General features: G+C 49.2%; 10 protein-coding genes. 5 read left to right on the forward strand and 5 right to left on the reverse strand.

Going from position 1 to position 12289, the window contains the following annotated elements:
• Window positions 1–64: 64 nt before the first annotated feature.
• Window positions 65–4237: a DEAD/DEAH box helicase gene (locus MHM94_RS16400; RefSeq protein ID WP_235419980.1), complete on the reverse strand. Its 4173-nt coding sequence runs from the start codon at window positions 4235–4237 to the stop codon at window positions 65–67.
• A 122-nt stretch (window positions 4238–4359) separates the two neighbouring features.
• On the opposite strand from MHM94_RS16400, the gene MHM94_RS16405 reads away from it, so the two are divergent.
• On the forward strand, window positions 4360–5046 hold the full coding sequence (locus MHM94_RS16405) for an SDR family oxidoreductase (protein WP_045979392.1): 687 nt from the start codon (window positions 4360–4362) through the stop codon (window positions 5044–5046).
• Between the two features lie 40 nt (window positions 5047–5086).
• Here the strand turns inward: MHM94_RS16405 and MHM94_RS16410 are convergent, their stop codons facing one another.
• A complete protein-coding gene (locus MHM94_RS16410) occupies window positions 5087–6241 on the reverse strand; it encodes an iron-containing alcohol dehydrogenase (RefSeq protein WP_235419979.1) in 1155 nt (384 codons plus the stop codon).
• A gap of 12 nt (window positions 6242–6253) precedes the next feature.
• The gene (locus tag MHM94_RS16415; protein WP_235419978.1) at window positions 6254–7108 is read right to left on the reverse strand and encodes a type 1 glutamine amidotransferase domain-containing protein; all 855 of its coding nucleotides are present in this window, start codon (window positions 7106–7108) and stop codon (window positions 6254–6256) included.
• 103 nt (window positions 7109–7211) lie between these two features.
• Between MHM94_RS16415 and MHM94_RS16420 the strand changes: the two genes are divergently transcribed.
• The 3 genes from MHM94_RS16420 to MHM94_RS16430 all read left to right on the forward strand — a co-directional run bounded on the left by MHM94_RS16420 (window position 7212) and on the right by MHM94_RS16430 (window position 10041).
• Window positions 7212–8120, forward strand: coding sequence for a LysR family transcriptional regulator (locus tag MHM94_RS16420; protein ID WP_045979389.1), 909 nt, complete (start codon window positions 7212–7214; stop codon window positions 8118–8120).
• A 71-nt stretch (window positions 8121–8191) separates the two neighbouring features.
• Window positions 8192–9724, forward strand: a complete 1533-nt coding sequence (locus MHM94_RS16425; RefSeq protein ID WP_045979388.1) for a carbon-nitrogen hydrolase family protein — start codon at window positions 8192–8194, stop codon at window positions 9722–9724.
• Window positions 9724–10041, forward strand: coding sequence for a multidrug efflux SMR transporter (locus MHM94_RS16430; protein ID WP_022945006.1), 318 nt, complete (start codon window positions 9724–9726; stop codon window positions 10039–10041). Before MHM94_RS16425 ends, MHM94_RS16430 begins: the two co-directional genes overlap by 1 nt.
• On the opposite strand, the gene MHM94_RS16435 is transcribed toward MHM94_RS16430, so the two are convergent.
• A complete protein-coding gene (locus MHM94_RS16435; protein WP_235419977.1) occupies window positions 10038–10505 on the reverse strand; it encodes a hypothetical protein in 468 nt (155 codons plus the stop codon). The two genes, MHM94_RS16430 and MHM94_RS16435, sit on opposite strands and share 4 nt — an antisense overlap.
• A 220-nt stretch (window positions 10506–10725) precedes the next feature.
• Here MHM94_RS16435 and MHM94_RS16440 point away from each other — a divergent pair, with 220 nt between their 5' ends.
• Window positions 10726–11247 (forward strand): hypothetical protein, encoded by a 522-nt coding sequence (locus MHM94_RS16440; protein WP_235419976.1) that lies wholly within the window; start codon window positions 10726–10728, stop codon window positions 11245–11247.
• Window positions 11248–11287: 40 nt separating this feature from the next.
• Here the strand turns inward: MHM94_RS16440 and MHM94_RS16445 are convergent, their stop codons facing one another.
• The gene (locus MHM94_RS16445; RefSeq protein ID WP_053911085.1) at window positions 11288–12160 is read right to left on the reverse strand and encodes a DMT family transporter; all 873 of its coding nucleotides are present in this window, start codon (window positions 12158–12160) and stop codon (window positions 11288–11290) included.
• Window positions 12161–12289: the final 129 nt, after the last annotated feature.

Below are 12289 nucleotides of genomic sequence, written 5' to 3' on the forward strand. Positions count from 1 at the left end.
CAACTCAGTGTAGACAGTCGGCCCGCTTATTTAAGCGGGCTTTTGTGCTTGCTGTGGAACAGAGTTAAAAGGTGTCTTTAAGCATAGCCATCATCTCGCTAACACTGAGCTGTGCAGTGCTATCAAAATCACTGAGTAAGGTGTCGGCTAATTCGCGCTTGTGCTGATGCAGGGCGAGAATCTTTTCTTCAATGGTGCCTTTGGCAATGAGTCGATAGATGGTCACTGGTCGTGTTTGCCCCATACGGTGAACGCGATCAGAAGCCTGTTGCTCCACCGCTGGGTTCCACCAAGGGTCCATATGAATAACATAGTCGGCCGCCGTGAGGTTCAAGCCTGAGCCACCGGCTTTAAGGCTAATTAAGAACACTTCCCCTTGGCCTTGCTGGAAGGCCTCAATACGTGCTTTGCGCGCAGCGGCTGGGGTGCTGCCGTCTAGATATTGATAGGCGATGCCACGGCGCTTAATATGCGCTTCCAATAACCGCAAATGGCCGACAAATTGGCTAAAAATAAGTGCTTTATGATGATTCTCAAGTAGCTCCTGTAGTAGTTCATCAAGGGCTTCGAGTTTACTACTGGTTAAGGTGCTTTGTGGCATTGCTAATTGTGGGTGACAACTAGCCTGACGCAACTTAGTCAACTGCGCCAACATTTGGATGCGTTGTTCACCGGGATTATCGAGCTGTTCTAGTTGTTGCAGTTGCTCAAGGGCCTGCTGGCGCAGCGCTTCATAAAAATGCTGTTCTTCGTCGCTCAATGGTACTAACTGGTTAATTTCAGTCTTTTGCGGCAGCTCCTGCAAAACTTGCGACTTTAAGCGGCGTAGCATAAAAGGTTTGATCAGTTCCTTGAGCGCCCGGCGTGCCTTTAAGGCCTTGGCCGGCTCCTGCTCGGCATTATCAATGACGTGGGTAAAGCGGCGACTAAAGCGTTTTAAGTTGCCCAGCAAACCAGGGTTAATAAAGCGAAACAAACTCCACAATTCGGTGAGGTTGTTCTCAATGGGGGTGCCTGTGGTGATCAGTTTAAATTCGCCTTTTAGGGCGTACGCAGCGCGAGTGCGTTTGGCCAGCGGGTTTTTTAACGCCTGAGCTTCGTCGGCAATAATGCTATGCCAGCGGATGGGCTCAAGTAACTCAATATGACGCTGTAGTTGCTGGTAGCTGATCACTAAACCATCGCCGGCGCCAAGCGCCTGAACTTTTTGAGCTCTGCTCTGGTGATCTTTTAGTTCTGAGAATTGTGTTAGCGTTAAGGTCGGAGCGAAGTGCTGCGCCTCTTGCTGCCAATTAAAGCACACCGAGGTAGGGGCAATGATCAGCGCTGGGCCATCCCCGGCGCGGGCAACTAACACCGCCAAAGCCTGCACCGTTTTACCTAAGCCCATATCATCGGCTAAACATCCTCCCGCACCCCAGTGGGCGAGACGCATGGCCCAGTCAAAACCTTGCAATTGATAATCGCGTAAATGTGCTTGAAAGGTGCTGGGGAGTGGCGGCTGTAACGTATTGGCTTCACGCATGCGGCGATCTAATTGCTCCCACCCAGGCACAGTTTGCATGCGCATACCTGTGGTATGGTCGCGAATTAAGCGGCTGGTTAGCGGGTGATATAAGCCCTGATCTGCCGCCCCGCTGAGCACTTCGAGCTGCTGTTTGAGCTGCTCGCTGAGCGCCACAATACGATTATCTTCCAAGGTAATAAAGCGCCCCCCACTCGTGGCGAAAGCGGTGATCAAAGCTTGCCACTCCAGCACCTTACCATCGTCCAGTGTGGCGCTGCCGGTAATATCAAACCACTCATTTTTTTGGCTGATACTGAGTTGTAAATGCTCACTTTTTAGTGGCTGTGTTAGGGTAATAGCTTTTCCTCGCGGCCAGCGCAGCTTGAGCGGTAAATCAGGGTGTTGGTTGGCTAACGCCAATTGCAATTGCTCTAAAGTGACTAACGCAGGTTGCCAATCGGGTTGTGACAAGCTGGTGTCGGTCATGGCCTGGAAATCACTGCAATGCTCATCGAGTTGCTCGAGCAAACGTTGTTCGTAGGCGAGATCGCGCTGTAGAGCAATACGCTTGCCGTCAATATGAGCACTGACATTGCGGCTGCCCACCCCTGGCTTCATGGTTGGGCCATGCTCGCCAAAAGGCATCACTACGCAGTCGAACTTTAACCCCGACGCCAAAGGGGTAATATTGATCACCAATTCAGCAGCGGGTTCTGTTTGTATGAGTGCTTCGCCGATGCCATCGATGTCTGACTCGATGTTTATCAATGGCGCAATGGCGCGGATGCTTTGCAGTGCTTTTGCTTTCGCGTGACTGGGTATGGTGAGCCCCGCTTCGCCAACGATATTAACCACTTGCAGATGCTGTTGCTGAAAAATGGTGAACTCACACACCCCAGGGCGAGGCATACGTACCGAGGTAAGTGGCGGCTCTGCCTGATAAATCTGGGTGGGCAACTGGGCGATACTGAGGCTAAGCTCCTCGCCATGGGTGACGATGCGGAGGCTAGGCTCGCGCTGCACCAGCTCCAAAGCATGGCCTTGCTCATCAACAATATTGTCGGCGCCGACGGCACAGGGTAGGGCGCTGGCAAGGGGTAAATGGTATTCTTTGCTGCGGTAGAAGTCATGGCCGGTGCGCACGTCGATTTGGGCGCAGATAGCCTGGTCTTGGTGGCTCAGGTTAAAGCTCTGAGGCTCTTTATGCAGGCGCTGTAACGACACGGCTTTGCCTTTACTCCAACCATGTTTACTGCGTTTTTGTTGTTTTGGTTTGAGTGTTGCTGCAAAACGCTCAGAGGTTAATTGCCATACTAACCGAGTGTCTTCATCGCGTGTGTTGTCAGTTTGAGTATCGAGTGCAAGCAGCTGTTCAAGGGCGATATCCCAGCTTTCTTGGCTTCGGAGTAAATGCGCAATATTGATGGGAACGTCGGTAGATAAGTCGTCAAACTGCTGTAAAAATGCGCCAAATAGCTGGCATTGGCTATGTTCGAAGAAGCGTTGAGCTGGGTCTTTGAGCGCTAATAACCACGGCTCCGGTGATTGCGAACTCCAGCGGTACGCTGCCAGCGCAAACACCACATAAAGCTGATAATTCAACTCCCCTTTGCGACAGAACCCCAAGTAATCGGCGCGAAATTGGTAACTATCACGGCCTTTGAGATGATGCATAAAGCGCCTTAAAACCAACTCGATAGTCAGTGCAAATTCGCTGCGTTGCTTGTCTTGTTGTTGGTGATCCAGTTGCTGCTCTAGGGTCTGCAAGGGGCTGCGGTCTTGGCCACTGCCTAGAGTGAGCAAGGTGAGCTGGTAAAAAAGCCCGTAGATCCCTTCCAGGTATTGCTTTTTACGCCGTTGATATCGACTTTTGGCCTGTAGTGCCTGTTCAAATAACTGCTTCGCTGCTGCGAATTGTTGTTGTAAAAAAGCAGCACTGCCTTGCAGTAATAAACTATATAACTCGGTATCTTGCGGATTAATATGGGCCGCGAGTTGAGTGATATCGCCACGCCATAGATATTGCTCCGCCTTTAGATTGTGTAGCCAGGTGTTGTCCGGCACTGCGACACAAGCTTGATGCAAGTATTGCACTAGTACTGCCGTGCTTTGGCCTTGTTGCCGATGTGCTGCCAGTAGGGTGGCGAAGGCTTGATACTGTAAACGTGCATCCAGGGTCTTGAACTCATCAAGGTTAAAGGGATAGAACACCAAGCCGCACAGCGCCGGACTTTGTTGCCAATCAAGTTGTAGTGGATTTTTAGGCAGTGCCAACAGCTCCATCACCCGCTTGTGTTCACCAAGGAAATACATATCGCGAATAAGGCGACGCTGATCGGCGGTTTGCTCTTGCCACTGGTAACTACTCAACACCGGAACCACGGTCTCGGCAGCGGTCAGCATCGCCAAGTAATGATTTTTAGCTATGGCGCTGCGCACCAGTGAATTGGCGACTAAACGGTTAATGACCACGCCGTGGCGACTTTGCTGCACCAGTTCTAAGGCTTTTAACTCGGTAATGGCATGTTTCAAGGTTTTGTCGCTGAAGTGCGCGATTGCAGCCATGTCCGGATGCTGCACAATGCGTGTCAGGGCATGCAACTCAATCGGTTTATAAATGGCGGCTAACACTCGGGCAAGGTGTTGTTGCTCTTGGCTAAGCTCATTAAAGCGGTGCAATAGCTCAGCAATGGTGTCGTTCAATTCAGCGGTTAGGGCGATAAAATGCATGGTTATGGCAGTGCAATGGTGGTTGCGACACGCTAGCAAAGCCAAGGTTTTTGCACAAGTGGGTTGTTTTTGCCTGTAACCCCCCAAGGTCTATAAGGTCAGTTTAATTAAAAGGAGAGTGTATGAGCGAGAAAATTGTGTTGATCACTGGCGCTTCCAGCGGCATTGGTGAAGCCACGGCACGTAAACTTGTGGCTGAGGGGCATAAGGTGGCATTGACCGCCCGCAGTGAGGATAAGCTTACTCAGTTGGTACAAGAGCTTGGCGAAGACTTTGCCGTAGCGTTTGCCTGTGATGCCACCGATTATGATGCACTTAAAGATGTTGTTGAGCGTACGGTGATGCATTATGGGCGCTTGGATGTGGCTTTTGCTAATGCCGGTACTGGAGTGAGCAAAGCGGGTACAGAAAAGGGCGACCCACAGCAATGGCAGAAGATGATAGACATTAATATTAATGCCTTGCTATATACCGCTCATGCCAGCTTGCCACATTTGCGGAAAACCCAAGGGCAATTCATTCTTACTAGCTCGGTTGCTGGGCGCATGCCATTGAAGGGGTCTATTTATGGCGCGAGTAAGTGGTTTGCCTATGGCTTTGGTCAAAACCTGGCGCTAGAAATGGCTCAGTGGCAGGGGCGTTGCACCACTATCACCCCGGGCATGGTGGACACGCCATTTTTCGACGAACCGAAACCGGATAAGCTTGCCGCTGACGATATTGCCGACGCGGTTTACTATGCTATCAGCGCTGATGCTAGGGCGAATGTGCGTGAGGTGCATGTCATGCCGACACAGATGGACAGCTAGCAAGATTGATAAGTAAGGGCCGCTTGGCGGCCCTATCACCTTAGTGTGCCAGTTCGAGAATGGACTGGGCAACTTGAGGGGTAATATCACCGTGTTCGCCGAGTTCATGCAAATCATTGCGACGCAGGTTCTCAGCTGCTTCGCTAGCCGCTTGGCTATCTAATCCGTAATCACTGAGGCGGGTTTTCACCCCCATCTGCTCGAAGAAATCTTGCACCGCTTTGATGGTGGCATCGATGAGTGCCTCTTCATCGGCGTTCTCTAAAGCGAAGACTCGCCGTCCTAGCTGCATGATTTTCTCACGCTTTTGCTCTTTTTTCACAAACATCAGCGCCGGTAGCACAATGGCCAAAGTTTGCGCGTGGTCGAGGTTATAAAGCGCTGTCAGCTCATGGCCTATCATGTGCGTGGCCCAATCTTGCGGCACGCCTTTACCAATTAAACCATTAAGTGCCATGGTCGCTGACCACATGATATTAGCCCGTACAGCGTAATCATGCGGTGTACTTAGCGCTTGCGGGCCCTGCTCAATAAGAGTCGACAAAATGCCTTCGGCAAAACGGTCCTGCAGCGGCGCGTTCACCGGGTAGGTTAAGTACTGTTCAATCACATGGACAAAGGCATCAACCACACCATTAGCCACTTGCCGAGTGGGCAGCGAATAGGTGTAAGTTGGGTCTAACACCGCAAATTGGGGTTGCACTAACGGCGAGCCAAATGCGCGCTTTTGCTGTGTGGCCTTTTTGGTAACCACCGAATTACCGTTACTCTCTGATCCCGTGGCCGGCAGTGTAAGCACGGCGCCAATAGGCAGCGCGCTTGTTACCTCAGCCCCTTCAACGAGAATATCCCAACCATCGCCAGGATAGTGCGCTGCTGCGGCAAGATATTTCGCTCCATCGATCACGCTGCCACCGCCAACGGCAAGAATAAAGTTGATATCTTGTTCTTTGACCACTTGCAGAGCCTCACTGAGAGTTTCATAGGTGGGGTTAGGCTCCACTCCAGCGAACTCAACAAATTCGAACCCGGCAAGGGCGGCGACGACATCGTCATAAACGCCGTTTTTCTTAATTGAACCGCCACCGTATAGCAATAAGATCTTGTCATTGCTATTAAGGCGCTCGGCGATAAGCTTGCTTTGGCCTTCGCCAAAGAGGATATCTGTGGTGTTTTTAAATTCAAAGTTTAACATGGTGTTACTACCCTACTGGCTACGTTGACGCAATGCGGAAATAAGTGCATCGGCAAGTTTGTTATCGGAAAAAGGGTTTTGCGCGGTGATCAGCTCTCTATCAACCACTACATTAGGTTGCCATTTGTCGGCAAAGCTCATATCGCCACCGGCTTGGGCCATGGCTTTGGCTGGATAATACCGTAGTTTTTTACCTGACAACGAGGCTTCAAAGCTGGCTTCCTCGGGGTTTGAGAAAATAGTCATACGGTAACCATCATAGAGCCAGTCTGTGGCTGACGCGTTTTGCCCTGAGGCAATCTTTTGCTCGTAAGCGCTGGGGTTTTGCTGTGCTGATAACAGCGCGATAGGTCCGTGGCAAATAGCCGCCGTAGGTTTCTGCTGACGATGAAAGTGCGCCAAAATGGTGCCTACTTCTGGGTTATTGGCCAAATCTATCAAAGGTGCGTGACCACCAGGAATGAATACGCCGCTATACTGGTCTAGGCCGTTGTCGATCACTTGCGTGAGGCTCAAGGTGTCGTTAATGCCGTTTAAGTTCGCTACGACCTTTTCAATACGTGCCATTTCTTGTTCATTACCCCCAAAGTACATGGCTTTGACCGAGTTTTCGTCTACCTGTGGGGCGTTCCCTTTCGGTGTTGCAAGCACTAACTCATAGCCCGCTTTTTGTAACTTATCAGCGGGTACGCCAAATTCATTGAGGTAATACCCAGTTTCATAGGTACTGCCATCGGCGAGGGTCATGTGCGTTTCACTGGAGAGCAGCACCAGCACTTGCTCTGCATTGCTATTGGCGCTAACGGTCGCCGTGGTTAGTAAGGTCGCCACAGTGGCGATTAGGGTGGTAATTGATTTGATACGCATACTTGCTCCATTCAAGTTTAGGATGAGACAAGTATAGCGGAGGGCTATAATAAGCAGAATTCAGTTTAATTTGGGTTAGGTATAAAATATCTGATATCAATTTATGTCTTACTTTGTGCAATTACGAACCTTCGTTGAAGTCTATCGCTGTTTGAATATCTCTCGAGCGGCGAAAAATCTGGGGCTATCACAGCCTGCGGCGACAGCGCATATTCAAACAGTGGAGTCGGCCGTGGGAAAATCGCTCTTTACGCGCCGTCATCGCGGGGTTGAGCCGACCAACATAGCGCATGAGTTGGCGGCCCAGTTGGGCAGCCATTTCGATGCCATAGAACAAAAAATGGCGTCAACGCGCAGTCGCTCTACCGATGTGCAAGGAACCATTACCCTCGCCGGGCCCGCCGAATACATTAGTTACGTGGCCTCCGCGCAGCTTGCAAATCTATTGCAGGGGGGCAATGTGACGGTCACCATCTTGCCCGGTAACCGCGAGCAAATTTATTCGGCATTGGACAGCGGCAATGCCGATTTAGCGATTACCGCCTCATTACCCGATAGCAAGGTCTATGACTATCAGGTGCTCGATAGTGAGAGGCTGATGCTGGTTGCACACCGCTTGCTTGCCGATGCGCTTGCCCAAGCACCAATCGATGCCAGCGTTTTAAACACTTTGCCAGTGGTGAGCTACGATGCTCAGCTACCGCTTATTCGAGAATATTTTGATGTGATTTTCAAAGCTCATTGTCGTTCGCCAATCGTAGCGACCTGCCCTGATATTCGTGCCCTGGCGGGGATTGTGCGCACCGGCGTGGGTTATTCGGTGTTGCCGGACTACTTGTGTCATGACGATATTCGCAGTGGACGTTTGGTGCAGTTGGGCCCCGAAGGACCGGAAAACAATATTTATCTGGCCTGGCGCAAAGGCGCGTTGGCACATCCTAGAGTTAACTATGCGCGAGATATTATGATGGCGTTTTCCAACATTAATCGCTACGCATTTCATCGCGAATAAGTGTATTGGCTCTTTTGTTTTGCCAGCACTAACACCACAATAGAGTTTTACAGTGCCCATGGGAGGGAATGATGTCGGTAGAAAAAACCCGCTTAGCCATTTGTAATCTGACCAAAGAGCAATACCCACAGATTAAAACACTGATGGACGAAGCTTACCCCGATTTAGGTGGTGCCTGGCCTAGCCACACGATTTTCCGTTTGATTGACCAGTTTCCTGAAGGGCAAATTGGCATTGTTGATGATGAGCAGTTAGTAGGCATCGCCCTCAGTGTGCAGGTTGACTATGCGCGCTTCTCTAACCCTCATACTTATGATGATATCGTCGATGGCCATGACCGAGTGTTTAGCGACCCTAATGGCGATGCATTGTACGGCTTAGATGTGGCGATTGCCGCGAGTCACCGAGGCATGCGTTTAGGAAGACGTTTGTATGATGCGCGTAAAGAGCTATGTCGGCAGTATAACTTAAGGGCTATTTTAGCCGGAGGTCGTATACCGCTCTATCACAACTACCGCGCCCAGATGTCGCCTATGGAATACATCGAAAAAGTGGATAGGAAGGAGGTGTATGACCCAATCCTCAGCTTTCAGCTTGCCAACGACTTTCAGGTCAAGCGGCTGTTAAAGAAATATCTGCCAGAGGATGAAGAATCGGTGGGTTATGCCACCTTACTGGAGTGGAATAATATTCTCTTTGAGCCTACCGATACGGTTATTGAAAGCACCAAATCGATTGTTCGTGTGGGTGCGGTGCAATGGCAGATGCGCAGTGTTGAAAGCGTCGATGAGCTGCTTAAGCAAGTGGAGTATTTTGTCGATACCGTTTCCGACTACCAAAGTGATTTCATCCTTTTCCCTGAGTTTTTCAATATGCCGTTGATGGGCATACAAGAACATCGCAGCCAGACCGAGGCGATTCGCTTTTTAGCTGAGTATACCAGCACGCTCGTTGATGCGATGTCGCGTATGGCGGTGGAGTACAACGCCAATATTATCACCGGCTCAATGCCGGTTGCTGAGAATGACACTATTTATAATGTCAGTTATCTGTGCCATCGCAGTGGTAAAGTGGATGAACAACGCAAAATCCATATTACACCTCATGAGGCCAATGATTGGGTGATCCAAGGCGGTGATAAAATAGCGGTATTTGACACTGATGCCGGACGAGTAGGAATTCAGATTTGCTACGACGTAGAGTTTCCCGAACTGGCGCGTATTCTAGCCGAGCAGGGGCTAGATATTCTCTTTGTACCCTTTTGGACTGATACCAAAAACAGCTACTTACGCGTGCGCCATTGTGCCCAAGCGCGCGCCATTGAAAATGAATGCTATGTAGTCATCGCAGGCAGTGTGGGTAATTTACCGGAAGTGGAAAGTTTAGACGTGCAGTACTCGCAAGCTGCGGTATTAACGCCATCGGATTTTTCTTTTCCTCATGATGCTTGCTTGAACGAAGCCACGCCTAACACTGAGATGTTGTTGTTCTCTGATCTTGATATGGATAAGTTGAAAATCCTCCACAGTGAAGGCACAGTGCGCAACCTTAAGGATCGTCGCGATGATCTGTACCAAGTAAAGTTAGTTAAAGGAGCCTCTTGATGGCGTGGTTGTATTTGATTTGCGCAGGGTTATTTGAAATTGGTTGGCCAGTGGGGTTAAAACTGGCTCAGGAGCCACAAACGCGTTGGTTAGGGATAGCCATGGCAATTGTATTTATGGGTGTTAGTGGCTTTTTACTTTGGCTGGCGCAAAAAACCATTCCAATTGGCACAGCCTATGCGGTTTGGACAGGCATAGGCGCCGCAGGCACCTTCTTGGTTGGGGTGTTTTTCTACGGCGATAGCTCATCATTAATGCGTTATTTCGGCGTGTTATTGATTATCGCTGGAGTGATTACCTTAAAGGTGGCGAACTAAGGGTAGGTCACGGTGATTAAATCACCGTCGACCACACACTTAAAAATTTTATCATTTATCCATTGTTGGCTTACCATATAAGTGCTTGCGCCCACCTCCTCTTGAGTGGCGACGACATCCTTATCAATATGCAGTAACTCGCCACTACTAGGTAATAGCATTGACATCCAACCATATTCCTCTGGGGTACCTAGGTGTAAAACCCAAAACAGCCTTGCTTCTTGCCAAAACATATAAGTGTATTCGCTGCCTTCGCGGTAGTGAGCAACATAAAAGTGGTGCTGCCCCGATAGTTCAGGTCTTCTTTGCTCGATAACGTGTAATAAGGTGGATTTAAAGTAGTTAAAGCCAGGGTTATCCGTTATGGAAGTTAGCTCTTTATCTTCAGAATGAGCCTGTGCAGTGAACATTGTTAAGAGAATAACGATAAGGGTAATATAAGTGAGCTGCTTAGTTCCTTGCATGGGGTGTTCCTTTTCTATCCGTGCCCAAGAATACTACTACATACAATGGCTATTAAATAAATGAGATAAGCAATTTTGAGCCTAAAAGCGGTGCCTATACAACAGAGGCTTTCTCAATTAATCGCTGAGCTCTAAGCTAACGCAGAAAAGGCGGGCAGCGACAACAAGTAAGGGAAGATGCTTGCTCTCACCTTTAAAGTTAAACCAGGAGATTTAAACAATGAAGAGCTATCGCTTTTTCGCTTCGATTATTTTTCTTTTATTAAGCAAATTTGTTAGTGCTTCTGATTGCCTCGCTATCAAAGTTACTAAGCCTATTGAAGTTGTTAATAATAAAGCCGGTGTGGATTTTACTCAGGTAAAGCTTCTCCATAAAGATAAATCAGGAATTTGCTTGCCGACCCAAGACACTTATATTCTCAGTTACAATGAGAATAACATGCCATTTTTGGCTGCCAGGATACAAGGGCACACACCGAATATCACTTTCGTGAATAAAAACGGTGTTGATTATGCGCTCGTGAAGTATTACTCGGGGAACAAACTACTGGTTTTAAAAGGATTTGTTTATAAACACACTAGCCTGGAAGCGATCGACGACTTTACACTGACGAGTAATATCAGCCGCATAGAAGTGAGTGATACCGATATCACCGTCTATAATTCAGAGCGTCATGAAGACGACGTCACAAGAACGTCGACTACTTTTGGCTTCGATACATCGGGTACGTTTATTAAGTAGTCGATATAAATATTTTAGCTCGGCATTCCCTACATGCATGTTATCCCCACATCACTGCAATTGCTGCTATAGCAATCAGCAGCAGGCCTAGGCTGTCACGGCGTTTTACTGGCTGTTTGAGCCACAGATAGGAGATTAGCATAGTGAAAAACACCTCCACTTGGCCCAAGGTTTTTACATAGGCGACGTGCTCTAAACTCATCGCACTAAACCAGCCAATAGAGCCAATGCAGCTGGTTAAGCTGATCCAAGCCGTTAGTCGCCGATATCGCCATAAGCTTAATAATGCGGGCCGATCTTTATAGCCAAGATAGGCCAGTAAAATGAGGGTTTGCAGGGTAATTACAAACAATAACACCCAAGCAGCACTATGCGGAAAGGTCAGTCCCGAACTGAGGCTCGCTTGGCGCACCCATAAAGAGGTGAGGGCGAAGCTACTGCCACAGGCAAGCCCAAGCAACACCGTTGGCCCATTGAGAGCGCGTAAGCTTGGGCCCGACAACAGCATGACCGCAATAGCACCGAGAATAACCCCAAACCAGCCCAATAACGAGAGCGTTGAGCCAAAAAATAACATACCTAAAATAGCCGCGACCAAGGCTTCGCTCTTTGCCAGCCCTGCGCCCACAGCGTAGTTGTTCATTTTGAATAACCGTACCATCAAGGCGGTGGCGAGTATTTGCATCAGCGCTGCGCCAACGACGTAGTAGAGTAAGGTCGGTGATGGGGTGATCAGTTGGGTTGGTTGGACTTGGTAAAGTACAACAAGATAAACACCAGCGAGTGGGCCGGCAACGATAAACCGTGCGAGGGTGACCGCAAGGCTGGAGGTATGGCAACTCAGCTGGCTCTGCAGAGCGTTGCGCCAGCTTTGCGAAAAGGCCGCTAACAATGTCAACAACACCCAAGCCATGAATTCAACCAACAAGAAAAACTTTAAGTTATCATGGTGTTGTAGCGTTGGCGAATGAGGAAATTAGATACTCATTATTAACCAAGGTAATAACTACCCCAAGGTGCTTGTAGGCGTAGGTAGGGTAAA

Origin of the sequence: Pseudoalteromonas sp. CNAT2-18.1 (genome assembly GCF_022347865.1) — a bacterium.
Lineage (GTDB): Bacteria > Pseudomonadota > Gammaproteobacteria > Enterobacterales > Alteromonadaceae > Pseudoalteromonas > Pseudoalteromonas ruthenica.